The organism is Gemmatimonadaceae bacterium (assembly GCA_020851035.1).
In the GTDB taxonomy this organism is placed as follows: domain Bacteria; phylum Gemmatimonadota; class Gemmatimonadetes; order Gemmatimonadales; family Gemmatimonadaceae; genus JACMLX01.
The window spans coordinates 13,917-33,030 of sequence record JADZDM010000012.1 but is presented as its reverse complement, the minus strand read 5'-3'; the positions used below and the strand labels follow the sequence as shown (position 1 = coordinate 33,030).

Genomic DNA, 19,114 nt, shown 5'->3' with positions numbered 1-19,114 from the left:
CGTGAGCGCTCCCACCCACCTTCCCTCCTCCCTTGGCGCGCTGACGCCGAGCGGCGCGACCGTGTCGGTGGCGCCGCCGGTGTCGCGGCGTTTCCTGATCCTCGGTCTGCTGGCGCTGGGCTACTTCGCCACGGCGCTTGGCGGCCTGGCGATCAGCCGGCAGGCAGGCAACGTGGCCACGCTCTGGCCGCCGAACGGCATGCTGGTGGCGGCGCTGATGCTCACCACGCGGAAGCGCTGGGGCGACGTGCTGCTGGCGGGCCTGCTCGGCAGCCTCGCGGCGAACATCTACAATGGCAACTCCGTGCTGGCGGCCGGTTCGATCACGCTCGCGAACCTCGCCGAGGCGCTCATCGCGGCGACGATCATCCGGCGGCGGACCGGCCAGCGGCTGCTCTTCCAGCGCTCGAGCGACGTGGTGGTGCTGATCCTCGCGTCGATCGTGGCGGCGGTGGTGGCGGGGGCGCTGAGTGCGACGTCGGCGATGCTGCTCGCACACGCGCCATTCACCACGATCTTCATCAAGTGGGTGCTGGGCGACCTGCTCGGGCTGCTGGTGGTGATGCCGATCGCGATCATCGTGCACGACCTCGTGAAGCATGGCCCGGACATCATCCTGGCGGGCCGGACGCAGGCCGAGGCGACGCTGGTGATGGCGGCGGTGGTGCTCGTGTCGGTGGCGGTGTACTCACCGCAGGCGCCACCGGTGCAGTTCCTGGTGATGCCGACGGTGCTGCTGGCGTCGTACCGCCTCGGCCCGTTCGGGGCGGCGATGTCCACCACCATCGTGGCGGTGCTCGGCTCGGTGGGCACGGCGGCGGCGGCGGCGGCGGTGGCGAGCTCCCCGTACGAGGTGACGCTGAAGGTCTTCAATTTCCAGCTCAACCTGGCCGTGCTCTTCCTGACGGCGCTGCCGATCGGGTCCGCGATGGCGCAGCGCTCGCAGCTGGAGGCGGACCTGCTGGACGAGAAGGAGCGGGCGGACCGGTATGCGGCGGACATGGCGATGCTGGTGAACGTGGACGACCTCACCGGGCTCTCGACGCGGCGGCACCTGCTGGAGGAGCTGGACCGGCTGGCGGCGGCGGCGAGGCGAGCTGAGCAGCCCTTGACGCTGGCGATGATAGATATTGACCACTTCAAGCCAATCAACGACCAATTCGGGCACGCGGTCGGGGATGCGGTGCTGATGGCGATCGGTGCCGCGTGCCGCTCGGCGGTGCGCTCGGATGACGTGATCGGCCGGCTGGGTGGCGAGGAGTTCGCGATGCTGATGCCGCTGACCGACCAGGAGTCGGCGTTCCGGATCGTGGACCGCCTGCGCGAGTCGGTGGCGGCGATCGCGATCCCGGTGAGCGACGGGCGGAACGTGTCGGTGACGATCAGCGTTGGCGTGGCAACGTTCGTGGGTCAGCAGATCGACCGGCTCCTGCTGGACGCCGACCGGGCGCTGTACGCCGCGAAGGAGATGGGCCGCAACCGCATCGTCGTGGCGGAGCGCGGCGTGGAGGTCATGTAAGGCTGCTGTCCCGGACTCCCGGTTCCCTGCTCACGTGACGAGGCGCACATGGCGGACTGGCTCGACGACATCATGGGCGGACCGGACGGCCCGTTCTCGCCGATGGACCCGATGGAGTTCAATGCCCCCGACGACCTGGTCGTGACGCTGATCGGGCACGCGGTGGTGCAGTTCCAGGCGCGTCGCGACGAGCACCTGCGCGAGCAGCCACTCGACGAGGCCGGCCACCTGTACCACCAGCAGCGCGTGCAGAGTGCGATCAACGCGCTGGCGTGGGCCCGCCGCCAGACGACGTCGACCATCCGCATCGGCCTCTACCCGATGGACGTGGACAGCGAGATCGCGATGTACGAGCAGTTGCGCGAGCTGGAGCCGAATGCCGTCGACCCCGAGCTGGCCGAGGCCGACGAGGGCAACGAACACATCGACCGGATGATGGACGAGCTGCGGCGTTCGCGCCCCGACGAGCGGCCGGAGTAGGCGCGTCACGCCTGGAGTGCACGACGGCCGGCCCCTTCCCCCGGGGCCGGCCGTCCTCGTTCCTGCGCCACCGCCACCCGGCACTGCACGCGAATCCCCCTTCGGGGGCGGTTCGCCCTGCCCGACGCACCTACCACCGTCGGGTTCATCGCGGCAGGCCGGCGATCCGGGGCTCAGCCTGCCGCGAGCACCGGCGCGGGGATCGCCGCGAGGGCGCGGTCGAGGTCCGCGAGCAGGTCGCGCAGGTCCTCGATGCCGACGGAGAGTCGGATCAGGTCCGGCGTCACACCGGCGGCCAGCCGCTCACCCTCCGTGAGCTGCTCGTGCGTGGTGGACCAGGGGTGGATGACGAGGCTCTTCGCATCACCGACGTTCGCGAGCAGCGAGAAGAGCCGCAGCGAGCCGATGACGTGGCGCGCGGCCGCTTCCTGCTCCTCGACCGTGGCGTCCTCACCCGCATTCACGCCGAAGGTGAGGACACCGCCGAAGCCGCCGGCGAGGTAGCGCGAGGCGAGCGCGAAGGTGGCGTGCGAGGCGAGGCCAGGATACTGCACCCACGCGACGGCCGGGTGGGCCTCGAGGTGCCGAGCGACCGCGAGCGCGTTGGCGGCATGCCGTTCGATGCGCAGGTGCAGCGTCTCCAGTCCCTGCAGCAGCAGGAACGAGTTGAACGGCGAGAGTGCGGCGCCGATGTCGCGCAGCAGGAGCACGCGCAGCCGCAGCGCGAAGGCGGCATTCACCGGACCATTGCCGAGGTCCACCGCCGCGAAGGCGTCGCCGAAGACGAGGCCGTGGTAGGCCGGTTCGGGCGTGGCGTAGAGCGCGGCAAAGCGCGGCGCCTTGCGCCAGTCGAAGGTGCCGCCATCCACCACGACACCGCCGATCGCCGTGCCGTGGCCACCGATCCACTTGGTCGCCGAGTGGAGGACGATGTCGGCGCCGTGCTCGATGGGGCGGCAGAGGATCGGCGTGCCGAAGGTGTTGTCCACCACCAGCGGGACGCCGGCGGCGTGCGCGACCGCGGCCAGCGCCTCGAAGTCCGGCACGTCGAGCCTCGGGTTGCCGATGGTCTCCACGTACACCGCACGGGTGCGGTCCGTGATGGCATTCGCGAAGGCCTGCGGGCCGCGCGCCGGATCCACGAAGACGGTGGTGATGCCGAGTCGCGGCAGCGTGTGCGCCAGCAGGGCGTAGGTGCCGCCGTACAGCGACGTGGACGCCACGATCTCGTCGCCGGCCTGCGCCAGGTTGAGCAGCGCGAGCGTCTGGGCCGCCTGCCCGCTGGCGGTGGCCACCGCCGCCACCCCGCCCTCGAGTGCGGCGATGCGCCGCTCGAACACGTCGTTGGTGGGGTTCATGATGCGCGAGTAGATGTTGCCGAAGGTGCGCAGCCCGAAGAGGTCGGCCGCGTGCTTCGGGTCATCGAACACGTACGACGTGGTGGCGTAGATCGGCACGGCGCGGGCGTTGGTGGCCGTGTCGGCGTGCTCCTGGCCGGTGTGCACGGCGCGCGTGCCCAGGCCGAGGGGTGCGGGGGGGGAACCGGCAGCATGGGTCGTCATGATCGCCCTCCGGGGCGAATGAGTGCTGCCGCCCGGTCAGCGAGTCGCAGTGCGGACGCGGCGCACCTCGGGGTGCACCACTCCGCATACAACAAGGCCCGGCAAGCTGGAGGCCGCCGGGCACTCGCGTTTTAGCTCGTTGTTTTGCGTGGCGGCAAGAGGCGGCAAATGACCACGTTCGTTCGATTGTGCGAGTACTGTACCCCGTGCCCTGCCGGCACGTCAAGTCCCCGCCCCGACACCCGTCACACGAGCCCGCCGATGCACGACGACCGCTACCTGTTCACGAGTGCGCGCACCGGCCTGCGCGAACTCGTGCCGTCGGATGCCGACTTCATCCGTGCGCTGCTGAACGAGCCGTCGTTCCTGCGCTTCATCGGCGACCGCCAGGTGCGGACGACGGCGGAGGCGGAGCACTTCACCGAGACGCGCTACCGTCAGGCGTACCGTGACCACGGGTACGGCCTGTGGCTCGTGGAGCGCCGTGCCGATCACGCGGTGATGGGGCTGTGCGGGTTCGTCCGCCGCGATGCGCTGCCGCACGCGGACCTGGGCTTCGCGTTCCTGCCCGCCTACGAGGGCCAGGGGTATGCCTTCGAGGCCACGCAGGCGTCACTCGCTTACGGTGCGGCGACACTCGGGCTCACGCAGGTGCTCGCGATCGTGCAACCCGACAACGCGCGCTCGATCCGCCTGCTCGAGCGCCTGGGCTTCGTCGCCGACGGCAGCGTGACGATGCCGGGAGACACACAGCCGGTCCGGCTCTACCGGACCGGCTGAGCGCGCATGCCCCGGGGACACGCGCCGACGCTTCAGCCTCAGACCTTCGCCGTCTCCTGCAGCCTGCGGATCGCAGCCTCCACCTTCACGCTGGCCGTCGCGAACCCGGACGGCGGGTCGAGCAGTGCGCTCGCCTGCTCGAACTGCTTCGCGTTGATCGCAGCCGCCACCTTCGCGGCCTCCGCGTGGAACTGTGCGTGCTGCGTCAGCAGCAGCCCGAAGGCGGTCTGTCCGGCGTAGAGTGTGCGCGCATCGCCATGCAGCCACTTGCCCAGCGCGCAGCTGTTGTCCTTGGCAATCGATGCCACGTCGAGCTGGTCACCGCAGATGATCGCCGCGCGAAACCGTGTACGCCATTGTGCATGAGCCGTGATCGCACTGTTCAGGTCCACTCTCGGTACTCCACTGGCGGCATGGGCAGGGCTGTGGCATCCGTGCGATGCCCGGTACCCTGGTTCGATCTGAGTGTCGTCCATTCAGGTGGAAGGTTGAGCCCGCTGTGGATCGAGATACATCATCTGTGCGTCGCCGTCCGGCGTGCGGACAACCGCCTGTTCCCTGAATCCGACCTTCGCGTAGCACCGGATCGCACGCGCGTTGCGCGGATCGGGGTCGACCTGGATGCGGGTGACGCCAGGCCCACAGAGTATCGTCCGCACGAAGGCAGAGATCATGGCGGTGCCAAGGCCCTGACCGAGCCTGCCGGACTCCGCGAGGAACTGGTCGATCCCGAACACACCCGGGTCGTTCTCCGCGAGCCACCAGCCGTCAGCGTGACAGTCGACGGCCCGGTAGTGCTGGATGAAGCCGATCGGCTCGCCGTCCAGCATCGCGATGAACTGGCGGCCGGGCTCCTCACCGGCGATCGACGGCCCGTAGTACTCCCGCAAGGCCTCCAGCGAGGTGTCGTCATCCCACCACTCCGCGACGTGCGGCCGGCGGACCCACGCCTGCAGCATGGGGAGGTCGTCGAGCGCGAGGGCGCGGAAGGTGATCCGGGCGATCGGCGCGGCAACGGCGTCAGTCACCGCCCCGCGCCATCTCGAGCTTGGGGTAGGTCACGCGAAATCCGCACGACTCGAACGAGCGCTGGCTGGCCGTGGACGGTGCCGTGCTGGCGCAGGCGATGTCACAGCCGGCGGTCCTGGCCGTGTGCAATCGCGCCGCGATCAGCGCCTTCTGGAGCCCGCGCCCGCGCGCGGCCGGGAGCACGGCGTCGCCCGAGAGCAGCGCGACCCCATCGACCATACCGAGCACCCCACCCGCGACCGGTTCCCCGTCCACGAAGGCCATCACGGCCGAGATGCCATCGACATCGAGCGGCATGGCGAACGGCGATGGGGACTCCCGCCACGTGTCGTTGTCGGTGAAGCCGGCGAAGACCAGCCGGTTGAAGAGGTCGGCCTGGTCGACGGGGACCGGGCGCACGTCCACTGCCGGCGGCTGCGGCGTCGTGGAATCGAGCGGACGGGAGAGGAGTTGCTGGAACTGGTGGACGCGATACCCGCGAGCGGCGAGCAGGGGCCAGAGCGATGCGTCGGCGGCGGGGCTGACCTCGAGCACCACCGGGAAGCCGCCGGCCCCCAGCACCGCCTCCACCGCCGCCAGTTCATCCTCGCGGACCGGGGCCACCAGGCCGAGCGCCTGGTTGAGCGGATGCCCCTCGCCGCGACAGTGCGCGAAGCCGCCGCCCAGCGGCATGCTCTGTCCGCCTGCGGCACGGGTCAGGCGGTCATTCTGCGCCGCCTGCGCGCGCTCGAGGCGACGGGCGAGTGCAACGAGTGCGTCCATGCGGTGCTCGGGTCGAGGGACATGGCCGCCGGCAGCCAGGCGGGCGGCCTGCGCGATCCTGCGCCGGGGCTCCCCAGGCGCACGGGCGGGGTCAGGGGCGGACGATCACCGCGATCACGATCACGAACAGCAGCAGCGTCGGGACCTCGTTGATGAAGCGGCACTGCACTTCGCTGAGGACGTACTTCCCTTCCGCGAAGCGCTTGCGCACCCACGACGCCAGGCCGTGGTAGCCCAGCAGGAACACCACTGCTCCGAGCTTGGCGTGCATCCACGGCATGCGCATCAGCGACGGATTCACGACCAGCATCGCGATCCCGAGTCCGATCGCGATCACCATCGCCGGGTTCATGATCGCCCGGATGAGCCGGCGCTCCATGACCTCGAGGGTGGCGGTCACGGTGGGATCGTCCCGTTTCTGCACGTGGTAGACGTACAGCCGGAAGATGTAGAACAGGCCGGCGTACCAGGCGATGACGGCGATGACGTGCCAGGCCTTGAGCCAGAGGTAGCCCTGCCCCGTCACAGGTTGTGGAGCTGGAACCGGCAGCGTGCGCCGCCCTGCGCCATGCACTCCACTTCCGACACGCGGACCTCGTCCGCCACGAGGACGCGGATCAGCCGCTCGAAGGTGCCGGCGTAGAAGTCACACATGGGTTGATCCTCGTGCATGTCGCGGCACATGAGGCATGACTCGAAGACCAGTTCGGGGGTCCGGGCGGCGGCGATCACCCGGAACGTCCCGCTGCCGGCGAAGGTCCAGGCGTTGGCCGACATCGCCTTGAGCAGGATCTTCAGGCCGATGCGACGCGGTGCCGCCCGGATGATCCACTGTGCGACGGAGGGGATCCGGTTCGCCAGCAGGTAGTCGGCAGTACGATAGCCTGCCTCACGCAGGACGGAAACCGCGGCCGTGGCCCCGACGCGGCGGACGAGGACCCGGACCATCCCCAGCGCCTCACGCTCGTCGACCATGTCGTGGGGCATGGTGTCGAGGGTGTAGGGCGTCCCCTCCCGCAGCACGGCCTCGGCGAATGACTGGCTGAGCCGGTCCCGCAGCACGCCCGCCACCTGGATGATGGTGTTCGGGCCGATGCGGGCCGGGGCGCCGTGCCCGGGGAGTGCCGTGGCGGACATGGCGCGCTCAGACGGCGCGGGAGAACCTGAACGTGGAACTCGTGTTGACCCGGTACGCGTCCAGTGTCGCGCAGAGGTTGCGGAGGAAGAACCGGCCGAGGGGCGTGACGCGCACCCGGTCACTCTCGAACTCCACCAGGCCATCGGTGGCGTACGCCTCGAAGCGATCGACCAGCTCGAACATGTCGCCCACGAACATGTCGAACGGCAGCTCGGCGTTGCACATGAGGTGCGTGATGGCGTCGGCACGGTTGCTGTCGTCCACCGAGCGGACGTGGCCGCGGGCGATCGACAGCTGGCCGAGGTCGATGTCGCGCTGCCACCCGCCCAGTTCCGGCGTGTTCTGCACGTACCAGCCGTTCACCTCGGAGATGGCGCTGGTGCCGATGCCGAGCAGGTTCTCGCCGACGCGGGTGGTGTAGCCCATGAAGTTGCGGTGCAGCCGTCCCGCCTCGGCGGCCAGCGACAGCGGATCGTTCGGGAGCGCGAAGTGATCGATGCCGAGCCACTCGTAGCCGGCACCGACGAACTGCTCGACGGCGTCGCGGAAGAGGGCGAAGCGGGTCACGCCGCGCGGCAGGGCGCGCTCGTCGATGCGCTTCTGCTGCGCACGCATCCAGGGTACATGGGCATAGCCGAAGCAGGCCACCCGGTCCGGCGCGAGCGAGAGGCACTCCTTCACCGTGTGTGCGAAGCTGGCCGCCGTCTGTTCCGGCAGGCCGTAGATCAGGTCGAGGTTGATGCCCCCGAAGCCGGCCGCACGCGCCATGGCGACCACGTCCCGGACCAGCGCCTCGGGCTGGATCCGCCCGATGGCATGCTGCACCACGGCGTCCAGGTCCTGGACACCGAAGCTGATCCGGCTGAAGCCCAGGGCGTGATACTGGTCGAGCTGCGCGCGGCTGACGAGCCGCGGATCCGCCTCCACCGAGCACTCGGTGCGGGCATCGATCGGAAAGGCGCCACGCAGCATCGTGAACAGCCGCTCGGTCTGGCGCTCGTCGAGGAAGTTCGGCGTGCCGCCGCCCCAGTGCATCTCGGCCACGCGGGGCGCCACGCCGATCGACTCGCTGAGGAGGTCGATCTCCACCTGCAGGCGATCGAGGTACCGGTCGACGACCTCGGCACGCCGCGTCACGGTGGCGTTGCAGCCGCAGTACAGGCAGCGCGAGGCGCAAAATGGCAGGTGCACGTACAGCGCCAGCGAGTCGGTGCTGCCGTTGAGCGTCCCCAGGTGCTGCCGCCACGCGTCGCGCGTGAAGGCGCCATTCCAGTCCGGCACCGCCGGGTAGCTCGTGTAGCGCGGCACGGAAACGTCATACCGGTCCAACAGCGCCGGATCCACCTGCGGCACGACGAACCGGCCGCCGACAGGGTCCAGGCCGTCCTCGAATGGGTCAACGCGCACGGGTCGGCTCCTCATCCAGTTTCATGTGAGTGCATGGCTCCACCGCCCGGAACCGACAGGTCACCGGTGCTGAAACACCGACAGAACATCATGCACTGCTGCACCACGAGCTTGCACTCGAATCGCCAGACATGCCATAAGGCAAAAGAACGCGGCCTGTCAGGCAACCGCTGACGGCGGCGGGCGTGGTGGTCCGGCAGGGCCTGACCTGCTCCACCGCCGGACGGCGGCGGTCAGGGTTCGGCGCGGCCCGTCGAACGGACGCTGATGGCGCGCTCGCGGCGCAGGTCGGCGAGGAGGTGATCGCGCAGGCCGTCGACGGCTCGTCCGCGGACGTTGAGGATGCCGCCGCGCGGCAGGTTGTCGAAGCGGTAGCGGCGTTCGATGACGATCCAGCAGCCGTCGGCCGTCCCGGCGACCTCGCGGTCGTTGACACTGATGACCTCGAGCGCCGCCTCGAAGAAGTGATTCGAGTAGATCTGCTTGGCGGCGATGATGGTCGTGCCGCCGAGTTCCGGCGGGGTCATGACGGCGCTGTGGGTCACGCTGAGGATGGGCCGCAACCGTGGCACCACGTCCTCGGACCAGTACAGCACGTCGGCGACGCCGGCGGGGCGTCCGCGCGGGAAGGTGCGCAAGTACGCGGCGAGCGCCGGCACGGTCTGGTTGAGGTACGCGGACTGCGCCAGGACGGCGAGGAACGCCTCGCTGGCACGCACCGGCGGCCGGTCGTCGTAGGTGGGCAGCGACGCGTTGCCATGGTCGCGGTACTCCTCCACGAAGCTCACGAGGCGACGCCTGGCGAGCGCGTTCACCTGCGCATGCACGTCCGGCGCCGACCAGTCCACCTCGTCGTGCAGCCGCTGCATGGCACTGGCGGGGAGCTTCGTCGAGCAGTCACCGGGCCGGCACTTGCGCAGGTCCTTCAGGTCCTGCGAGGTGACGGTCACGGCCTCGACGTCGGCGGCGCCGGCGGGATCGGAGAAGATGCCGAAGCGCGAGCGCGTGGGTGCGTCCAGCCATGCGCGCGTGTCGTGCACGCGGCGCAGGAACAGGTCGCGCGAGACACCGAGCCGGACTGCGCCGATCACGCTCACGTCACGCCCGTCGGTGGTGGGCAGGACTCGCACGAAGGCGCTGCCATCCTCGATCGTCGCCAGCTGTGCGGAGTCGATGCGCACGCCATGACGCAACAGCACCGTGTGCAGCGGCACGGCCTGCGGCAGCACCGGCGCCGTCAGCACGGCCGTGCACGCCAGCACGAGCGCGAGGACACGGAGGGAACCCAATCGACGCATTGCAGGAAATAATCTAGTACATCACGGCGTGCCGCGCCGGCCGGTCGCCGTGCGCATGCACTCGAGCACGCTGCGGCAGCCGCACGCGCGCGGCACCACACCACGCGGCGTGACGACATACGTTGCATTCACGGTGCAAGGCGGAGTTCGGTGTGGCGACCCGGCTTCGGTAAATACCGCCTGAGCGCGCACACGCAGCCATCCTGTGCGCCGTGGCCACGGGTCCGCCCGTCGCTGCGCATTTCCCTGAACGACGACAAGATGCCAGTGACGCTTCACAGGTGAGCAGCAGAGCCGAACGTTCGAGAGCGGAAGCAGTGGACGAGTTGCTCACCGGGCCGATCGGCGGTGAGCTGCTCGGGGCGGAACATCTCGCGGCGCGGGCGCGGGCCCTCGCGCGTGGCCAGCGCCTGGCGGCGACGCGCGGGCCACTGCGACCGGCGCGCCTCCTGGCGCGGCTGGCGCAGACCCGCGAGATCCTGCGCGATGCCCACACCCGGCTGCTGGCCGCGGCCGCCATGAACGCCGACGCCGGTCCCGCGGCGGAATGGCTGCTGGACAACTTCCACGTGGTGCTCGAGCACCTGCAGGAGGTGCGATCGAGCCTGCCCGGCGGCTACTATCGCGAGCTGCCGGAGCTGGCGAGCGGTCCGATGACGGGGTACCCGCGCGTGTACGAGATGGCGATCTCGCTGATCTCGCACACGGAAGCGCGCATCGACCTCGACAACGTGGACCTCTACGTCGAGTCGTTCCAGAGCGTGACCCCACTCTCGCTCGGCGAGCTGTGGGCCATGCCGGCGATGCTGCGCCTCGGGCTGATCGAGAGCGTCCGCCGCATGACGCTGCGGACCATGCAGCGGCTGGACGAGATCGAGCTGGCCGCCCTCTGGTCGGACCGGATCCTTGAGGCGAATGCGCGTGGCGGCACCGCGCTGCGCGATGCACTGCGCACCTTCGCCGACGCCGGCCACGAGCTCACACCGCACTTCGTGTCGCGGTTCCTGCAGCTGCTGCGGCAGGCCGAGGGCGCCTCGCCGCCGCTGGCGTGGCTGGAGCACTGGATGCGTGATGGCGGCGTGAGTCCCGACACCGCCGCCGCGCAGTCCGCCCATCGCGTGACGCTGACGCAGATCATGATGGCGAACAGCATCACCAGCCTGCGTGACATCGGGCGCCGCGACTGGCGGCACTTCGTCGAGAAGCAGAGCGTGATGGAGGCCGTGCTGCGCACCGACCCCTCGGGGCACTACGCACTCATGACCTTCGCCACCCGCGACTCGTACCGGCACGCGGTGGAGCGGATCGCCAAGGGCACCCGCCATCGCGAGGCATCGGTGGCACAGTGGGCCATCGACCTCTGCCTGCGCGCCCCGACGGTCGCGAGCGAGGTGCCGGCCGGGATCCGCGCGCACGTGGGATACTGGCTGGTGGACGAGGGGCTGCCGGAGCTCGAGGCCATCGCCGGCTACTCCCCCACCCTGCTGGAACGGATCGAGCGCGGGGTGCACACCCAGGCGAACCGCGTGTTCGTGGGTGGGCTGGCGCTGCTGGCGACACTCGCCACGCTGACGGTGCTGCTCCTGACGGAGCCCGGCATGCGGCCCTCCCTGCTCCTGCTGCTGCTGCTCGCGTTCCTGCCGGCGCTCGACATCGCCGTGACGGTCTTCAACCAGCTGATCACGGCCTTCCTGCCGCCGCACATCCTGCCGCGGCTGGACCTGGACCGCACCGGCGTGCCGGAGGCGTACCGGACGGCGGTGGTGATTCCCACGCTGTTCGGCACCGTCGACGACGTGCACGATGCGCTCGCGATGCTGGAGGTGCAGTTCCTCGCCAACCGCGAGACGCACCTGCACTTCGCGGTCCTCAGCGACTTCACCGATGCCGCCACGGAGGACCGCGAGGGTGACGCGGCCATCGTGGCGGCGGCGGTGGACGGCGTGGCAGCGCTGAACGCGCGGCATGGCCCGGAGGCGGGCGGGTCGGGGCCGTTCCACCTGCTGCACCGCCCGCGCCGCTGGAACGGGGCCCAGGGCACCTGGATGGGCTGGGAGCGCAAGCGTGGCAAGCTGGCGGAGTTCAACCGGCTGGTGGGCGGCGAGGAGACAGGGGCGTTCACCGTCCGCGCCGGCGACACCGAGGCGTTGCGCGGCGTGACGTACGTGATCACGCTCGACTCCGACACGATCCTCCCCCCCGACGCCGCACCGGCCCTGATCGGGGCGATGGCGCACCCGCTCAACCGCCCCGTCTACGATCCGGCGCGCGGCGTGCGCCGCGGCTACGGCATCCTGCAGCCACGCGTTGGCGTCGCGCTGCCCAGTTCCCATCGCTCGCGCTTCGCGGCGATCGCGTCGGGGCATCCCGGCGTGGACCCGTACTCGACGGCCGTCTCGGACGTGTACCAGGACCTGTTCGGCGAGGGCACGTTCACCGGCAAGGGGATCTACGACGTGGCACTGTTCCAGGCGGCCACGCACGGCCGGTTCCCCGAGAACATGCTGCTCTCGCACGACCTGATCGAGGGGAACTACGCCCGTGCGGGGCTGGCGTCGGACGTCATCGTGTACGACGACTATCCCACGACGTACGTGGCCTACACGCGGCGCAAGCACCGCTGGATCCGCGGCGACTGGCAGCTGTTGCCGTGGCTGCGGCGCACGGTGCCGGGGCCGGCGGGACCGGAGCGCAACCGGCTGTCGCTGGTGTCGCGCTGGAAGATCGTCGACAACCTCCGGCGCAGCACGGTGGAGCTGTCGCAGCTGCTCTTCCTGCTCGGCGGCTGGACGATCCTGCCCGGCTCGATGCTGCGCTGGACTCTGCTCGGGCTGGGCGCGATCGTCGCGCCGTGGGCGACGGCGCTGCTGCTGGCCGCCCTCCGCCCGCCGCGCGACAAGTCGTGGCGTGCCTACTACGAGGCGGTGCTCCAGGACGCCGCCGTGAGCCTGGACCAGGCGATCGTGGCGGTCGTCACGCTGCCGCACCAGGCGCTCGTGTCTGCCGATGCCATCGTGCGCACGCTCCACCGCCTGCTGGTCTCGCGACGGCACCTGCTGGAGTGGCAGTCGGCCCAGCTGGTGCAGCGCAGCGTGACCGACGTGGGGGGCGCCACCTGGCGCGCGATGCGCGGCAGCCTGGCGTTCGTGGCGGTCACGATGCTGCTCGTGACGTGGAACGGGGTCGCGCGGCAGCGGGCGATGGGACTGGAGCTGCGGTCCCTCCAGTTCGTGGCCTTCCTGATGGCGCTCCTGGTGACGGGCTGGATGCTGGCCCCCTGGCTGATGGCGCGCCTCAGCCGGCCGACGATGGAGGAACGGCGGCCGCTGACCGACGCGATGCGGGCCACGGTCGCGCAGTACGCGGCGGTGCACTGGCACTTCTTCGATGCGCTGGTGACGGCGGAGACGCACTGGCTGGCCCCCGACAACATCCAGACCGAGCCGGTGACGGTGGTGGCGATGCGCACCTCGCCGACGAACATCGGGCTGCAACTGCTGGCGACCGTGAGCGCGTGTGACCTGGGGCTCATCGCGCCGGCCGAGATGACCGCGCGGCTGGAGCGCACCATGGCGACGATGGCCACGCTGCGCCGCTACCACGGGCACTTCTACAACTGGTACGACCTCGAGACGCTGCAGGTGCTCGAGCCGCACTACGTCAGCACGGTGGACAGCGGCAACATCGCGGGCCACCTGCTGGCGCTGCGCCAGGCCTGCCTCGCCTACGGTCTGGCGGAACCGGCCCTGCAGCCGCGCCTGCTGCAGCTGGCTGGCGACGCGTGGGCGTTCGTGAACGAGATGGAGTTTTCGTTCCTCTACGACGCCGAGCGGAAGCTGTTCACCATCGGGTACCACCCCGAGAGCTTCACGCCGGACGAGTCGTACTCCGACCTCCTGGCCTCGGAGGCACGGCTGGCCAGCTTCATCGCCATCGCGCGGAACGACGTGCCGATCGAGCACTGGTTCCGCCTGGGGCGCGCGCTGAGCCGCACCGTCGGCGAGACGGCGCTGGTGTCGTGGAGCGGCAGCATGTTCGAGTACCTGATGCCGGCGCTGGTGATGCGCTCCCTGCCCCACACGCTCCTCGCGCAGACGTACGACGCGGTGATCGCCCGGCACATCGCCTACGCCCGCCTGCGCGGGGTGCCGTGGGGCATCAGCGAGAGTGCCTGGAACATCCGCGACCGCCACCAGACGTACCAGTACCGCGCCTTCGGCATCCCCGACCTCGCCCTGAAGCGCGGGCTGGCGCGTGACCTCGTCATCGCGCCGTACGCCACGGCGCTCGCAACGCTGGTGACCCCTGGCCGCGCGCTCGCCAACCTGCGCGCGCTGGAGTCGATGGGCGCGCTCGGCGACTACGGCTTCTGCGACGCGCTGGACTACACGCGGCCGGCGCCCGGCGAAAAGCTGGCCTTCGTGCGGTCGTACTTCGCGCACCACGTCGGGATGTCACTGGTGGCCTTCACGAACGTGCTCCACGCCGACATCTGGCAGGAGCGCTTCCACGCCGACGCGATGGTGAAGGCGGTGGAGCTGCTGCTGCACGAGGCCGTGCCGCGACGCCTGGTGATGCAGCCGGCGCAAGCCACGCCGCCGGATGACGTGCGGCCGCAGGTCGAGGCGGACCGGCCAGTGGTGCGCGAGGTCGACACCCAACAGGTGTCGGCCCCCCGCATCGCGTTGCTCGGGTCCGTGCCCTACACGGTGATGCTGAACCACAACGGCAGCGGATTCAGCCGCTACCGCGACATCGCCGTGACCCGCTGGCGTGCCGACAGCACCTGTGACGACGCGGGCCAGTTCTGCTACGTGCACGACCTGACCACCGGCACCACCTGGTCCACCGCCCAGCAGCCGGTCGGGCATCCCGCCGACTCGAGCCACGCCTGGCTGGCGTCGGACCGCGTCACGCTGCGCCGGATGGATGGCGACATCGAGACCCGCACCGAGATCACCGTGGTCCCGGCGGACTCCGCCGAGGTCCGGCGCGTCACCCTCACGAACTTCGGGCGCGAAGGACGCGACATCGAGCTCACGAGCTATGCCGAGGTGGTGATGAACACGCAGGCGTCGGACGCGGCGCACCCGGCGTTCTCGAACCTGTTCATGGAAACCGAGTGGCACGGGTGGTGCACCGCACTCACCGCCGCCCGGCGCCCACGCAGCCACGCGGAGGTGCCGCTCTGGTGCGTGCACGTGGTGGACGCGGGTCGCGAGCGGATCGGCGAGGTGAGCTGCGAGACGGACCGCGCCCGGTTCATCGGCCGCGGCCGCACCCTTCGCGCGCCCGCCGCGATGGCGGCCCGCGGACCACTGCCGGGCACCACCGGCCCGGTGCTGGACCCCATCCTCTCGCTGCGCACCCGCGTGCACGTGGCACCGGGCCAGTCGGTGAGCGTGGCGTTCACGACCCTCGTGGCGACCACGCGCGCCGGCGCCTTCGAGCTCGCCGGCCGCTACCACGACTCGCATGCTGCGCAGCGCGCCCTCGACTTCGCCTGGACGTCGACGCAGATCGAGCTGCGCGAGCAAGGGATCACGCCGGCCAACGCCGCCGTGTTCCAGGAGATCGCCACCCAGCTGCTCTACCTCGGTGGCTCGCTGGCGCCGCCGCACGACGAGCTGCGCCGGAGCCGTGGCTCGCAGCCGCTGCTCTGGGCGCACGGCATTCCCGGCGACCACCCGATCGTGCTGGCGACGATCGACCGGATGGAGGGGCTGCCGACGCTGCGCGAGCTGTTCGTGGCGCACCGGTACTGGCGCCAGCGCGGACTGACGGTGGACCTGGTGGTGATCAATGCCCACGCCTACGACTACCTGCAGGAGCTGCGCGACGCGATCACGGAGGCGACCGTCGCCGCCGACGATGCCTCGCTGATGGACCGAGCCGGCGGCGTCTTCATCCGTCGCCGCGAGCTGTTCGGCGCCGAGGACCTCCTGCTGCTCTCCGCCAGCGCCCGCGTCCAGGTGACCTGCGACGGGCGATCGCTGGCTCGCGTGCTCGCCAACGCGGACGCGAGCACGATCGACGTACCGACCCTCCTGCCGTCGGTGGTCACGACGCGCTCGATCGAGCGCACCACGCCCGCCACGCTGGTGCCGGCGCAGGATCGTGCCGGGCCGCTGGCCTCGATCGTCTCCGCGTTGCGTCCGCTGGTGGAGCCGCTGATGCCACGGTCCGCGCGGACCCGCACCGTGCCGGTGGCCGTCGAACGCCGCGCTCCAACGCTCCGGTTCGCGAACGGCTACGGCGGACTGGATCAGGAAGACAACTACCGCATCACCGTGGGCAACGGGCACCTGCCGCCGGCTCCGTGGGCCAACGTGATCGCCAATCCGCACGGCGGCTTCCTGGTCACGGAACGCGGCGCAGGGTGCACGTGGGCGGAGAACGCCTACTTCTACCGGCTCACCCCCTGGCACAACGATCCTGTCTGCGATCCGGTGAGCGACGCGATCTACCTGCAGGACGACGAGACCGGCGACCTCTGGAGCGCGACACCGGCGCCGGTGGACGGCGACGGCACGTATCGCGTGCTGCACGAACCGGGCGCATCGACGTTCGAGCACGACCATGATGGCGTGTGCACCACGCTGCGGCTCGGCACCCCGACCGATGCGGCCGTCAAGGTCTCGACGCTGTCCCTGACCAACACGACGGCGCACCCCCGCCGCATCACGGTCACCGCCTACGCCGAGTGGACGCTCGGTGCGCGGCGCGACAGCTCGCAGCACCAGGTGCGCACGCGGTACGTGGCCGAGCACCAGGCCATCTTCGCCTTCAACCACTTCGACCCGCTCTTCGCCAGCTGGACGGCATTCCTGTCCGTGAGCGAGCCGGTCGCGAGCTTCACGGCGGACCGCCTCGGGTTCCTGGGTCGCAACGGCCGCCTCGCCGCACCGGCCGGGCTGTCGCGGAAGGCGCTCGACGGCGCCAACGGGGTGGGACTCGATCCGTGCGCGGCGCTGCAATGCACCGTGCTGCTCGCCGCCGGCGAGACCCGCGAGGTGACCGTCTTGCTCGGCGCGGCCTCCGACGAGGGTCGCGCGCGGGACCTGCTCCGGACGCTGCGACCGGCACCCGCCGCCGCGGCGGCAATCGCCACCAGCGTCGAGGCCTGGGCGCACCGTCTCTCCGCGGTGCGGGTGACCACGCCGGACCCGGCGTTCGATGCGATGCTGAACAAGTGGGCGCTGTACCAGGCGCTCGGCTGCCGGATGTGGGCGCGCACGGGCCTCTACCAGAGCAGCGGCGCGTTCGGGTTCCGCGACCAGCTCCAGGACACGATGGCGCTCCTCCACGCCGAGCCGGGGGTGGCCCGCGAGCACATCCTGCGCGCCACCGCGCGACAGTTCGTGCAGGGCGACGTGCAGCACTGGTGGCACGCACACAGCGGGCGCGGCGTGCGGACGCGGTTCTCCGATGACCTCGCGTGGCTGCCGTACGTCGTGCATCACTACGTCACGGTCACCGGCGACAGCTCGCTCCTCGAGGAGTATGTCCCGTTCCTGACAATGCGGGAACTCGCGGAGGGCGAGCACGAGCTCTACGACCTGCCGCACCCGACGGAGGAGCATGGGAGCGTCTACGAGCATTGCCGGCGCGCGCTGCGTCGCGCCTGCACCACGGGGGCGCACGGCCTGCCGCTGATCGGCACCGGGGACTGGAACGACGGCATGAGCCTGGTGGGTGCGGAGGGCCGCGGCGAAAGCGTGTGGCTGGCCTGGTTCCTGATCCGCACGCTGCGCAGTTTCGCGGCGCTGGCAGACGCACGCGGGGACAGTCCCGAGGCAGCGTGGATGCGGGCGCAGGCGGACGCATACGCGGCGGCCGCCGAGGAGGGCGGCTGGGACGGTGCGTGGTACCGGCGCGCCTACTATGACAACGGCCGCCCGATGGGTTCCGCGTCGAGCGCCGAGTGTCGCATCGATGCCATCGCGCAGAGCTGGGCGGTGATCTCCGGTGCTGCCCCGCCGGACCGGGCGGCGCTGGCGATGTCGGCGATGCAGGACCAGCTCATCCGCGAGCACGACCGCATCATCCAGCTCCTCACGCCGCCCTTCGACAAGGGGGAGGATGATCCCGGGTACATTCGCGGGTACGTGCCGGGCGTGCGCGAGAATGGCGGGCAGTACACGCATGCGGCGCTGTGGGCCGTGCTCGCCACCGCGATGCAGGGCGAGGGCGACCGGGCATTCGAGCTGTTCGCCATGCTGAATCCGCTCACGCGCACGGACTCCGCTGCCGGTGTGGCGCGGTACAAGGTGGAACCATACGTGGTGGTGGCGGACGTCTACACGTCACCGTTGCACGTCGGGCGCGGAGGCTGGACCTGGTACACCGGGTCGGCGAGCTGGATGTACCGCGTGGGGCTCGAGTCCATCCTGGGGCTGCAGCGCGAGGGCAGCCGGCTGCGCGTCGTCCCCTGCGTACCGGCGGCATGGCCGACGTTCACCGTCGACTACCGCTTCGGCACGACGACCTACCACATCGAGGTCCGCCGGCCATCGCTCGTGCGCACGCAGGGAGCGCGGGTGACGATCGACAGCATCCCGCACCCGCAGGGCGAGATTCCGCTCGTGGACGACGGCGCGGCGCATCTCGTCGTGGTCGAGCCGCACCCGGTGGAGGGGTAGCGCGAAGACGACGAGGCCGGGGCGCTACGCGACGACCGGGTTCGACGAGGTGATCCGGCGTTCGTGCACGGACAGCTCACGCAGGAAGTGGTACGCCTGCGGCCCGGTCATCTCCGCCGGGTCGAAGGCCGTCATCCCGAGCAGCTTCAGCATGAGCTCACGACGATGCGGCGTGTACGCCTCGTCCCAGCTCACCAGCTTCATGGACCAGTCGAGGAAGCTCAGCGCCGAGATCGGCTCGGCGCTCATCACCTGCGGGTCACTGTGCCGCGGGTCGGTCACGATGCGGTTGTAGAGCCGGTTCACCTCGCCGCGCTCGCCCTCGAGCGCCTGCAGGAACACACCGGCACCGAAGCAGAGCACCCCGCAGATGTGCTGCTCCCGGTTGTGCGCGACCGCGGTCGTCCGGATGCGGAGGAGGTCCTCGTATCCGATGCCCGCGCTGGCCTTGCTCGAGTAGATCAGTCGGATGAGTTGCATGGCCCACAGTATCGGCG

13 protein-coding genes are annotated in these 19,114 nt (G+C 70.4%); 4 read left to right on the top strand and 9 right to left on the bottom strand.

The genetic code is table 11. From position 1 onward, the window contains the following. Position 1 precedes the first annotated feature (1 nt). Positions 2–1,519 (top strand): sensor domain-containing diguanylate cyclase, encoded by a 1,518-nt coding sequence (locus tag IT355_09115; GenBank protein ID MCC7053416.1) that lies wholly within the window; start codon positions 2–4, stop codon positions 1,517–1,519. 48 nt (positions 1,520–1,567) lie between these two features. Next, on the top strand, positions 1,568–1,999 hold the full coding sequence (locus IT355_09110; protein MCC7053415.1) for a hypothetical protein: 432 nt from the start codon (positions 1,568–1,570) through the stop codon (positions 1,997–1,999). A gap of 173 nt (positions 2,000–2,172) precedes the next feature. On the opposite strand, the gene IT355_09105 is transcribed toward IT355_09110, so the two are convergent. Then, the gene (locus IT355_09105) at positions 2,173–3,561 is read right to left on the bottom strand and encodes an O-acetylhomoserine aminocarboxypropyltransferase/cysteine synthase (protein MCC7053414.1); all 1,389 of its coding nucleotides are present in this window, start codon (positions 3,559–3,561) and stop codon (positions 2,173–2,175) included. A 261-nt stretch (positions 3,562–3,822) separates the two neighbouring features. On the opposite strand from IT355_09105, the gene IT355_09100 reads away from it, so the two are divergent. Continuing rightward, positions 3,823–4,341, top strand: coding sequence for a GNAT family N-acetyltransferase (locus IT355_09100; GenBank protein ID MCC7053413.1), 519 nt, complete (start codon positions 3,823–3,825; stop codon positions 4,339–4,341). A gap of 38 nt (positions 4,342–4,379) precedes the next feature. On the opposite strand, the gene IT355_09095 is transcribed toward IT355_09100, so the two are convergent. From IT355_09095 to IT355_09065, 7 genes are all read right to left on the bottom strand, one after another. Beyond that, positions 4,380–4,733, bottom strand: coding sequence for a CZB domain-containing protein (locus IT355_09095; protein ID MCC7053412.1), 354 nt, complete (start codon positions 4,731–4,733; stop codon positions 4,380–4,382). Between the two features lie 84 nt (positions 4,734–4,817). After that, positions 4,818–5,369 carry a GNAT family N-acetyltransferase gene (locus IT355_09090; GenBank protein MCC7053411.1) on the bottom strand — a complete coding sequence of 184 codons (552 nt, stop codon included), beginning with the start codon at positions 5,367–5,369 and terminating at the stop codon, positions 4,818–4,820. Beyond that, the gene (locus tag IT355_09085; protein ID MCC7053410.1) at positions 5,362–6,132 is read right to left on the bottom strand and encodes a GNAT family N-acetyltransferase; all 771 of its coding nucleotides are present in this window, start codon (positions 6,130–6,132) and stop codon (positions 5,362–5,364) included. The genes IT355_09090 and IT355_09085 overlap by 8 nt, the downstream gene beginning before the upstream one ends. Before the next feature lie 91 nt (positions 6,133–6,223). Then, positions 6,224–6,658: a protoporphyrinogen oxidase HemJ gene (hemJ, locus tag IT355_09080; GenBank protein ID MCC7053409.1), complete on the bottom strand. Its 435-nt coding sequence runs from the start codon at positions 6,656–6,658 to the stop codon at positions 6,224–6,226. Then, positions 6,655–7,269, bottom strand: a complete 615-nt coding sequence (bchJ, locus tag IT355_09075; protein ID MCC7053408.1) for a bacteriochlorophyll 4-vinyl reductase — start codon at positions 7,267–7,269, stop codon at positions 6,655–6,657. The genes hemJ and bchJ overlap by 4 nt, the downstream gene beginning before the upstream one ends. A gap of 7 nt (positions 7,270–7,276) precedes the next feature. Then, positions 7,277–8,677, bottom strand: coding sequence for an oxygen-independent coproporphyrinogen III oxidase (hemN, locus tag IT355_09070; protein MCC7053407.1), 1,401 nt, complete (start codon positions 8,675–8,677; stop codon positions 7,277–7,279). Positions 8,678–8,910: 233 nt separating this feature from the next. Next, positions 8,911–9,975, bottom strand: coding sequence for a hypothetical protein (locus tag IT355_09065; protein ID MCC7053406.1), 1,065 nt, complete (start codon positions 9,973–9,975; stop codon positions 8,911–8,913). A 317-nt stretch (positions 9,976–10,292) separates the two neighbouring features. On the opposite strand from IT355_09065, the gene IT355_09060 reads away from it, so the two are divergent. Further along, positions 10,293–18,617, top strand: a complete 8,325-nt coding sequence (locus IT355_09060; GenBank protein MCC7053405.1) for a hypothetical protein — start codon at positions 10,293–10,295, stop codon at positions 18,615–18,617. Positions 18,618–18,641: 24 nt separating this feature from the next. Here IT355_09060 and IT355_09055 read toward each other — a convergent pair whose 3' ends face one another. Continuing rightward, on the bottom strand, positions 18,642–19,097 hold the full coding sequence (locus tag IT355_09055) for a BLUF domain-containing protein (GenBank protein MCC7053404.1): 456 nt from the start codon (positions 19,095–19,097) through the stop codon (positions 18,642–18,644). Positions 19,098–19,114: the final 17 nt, after the last annotated feature.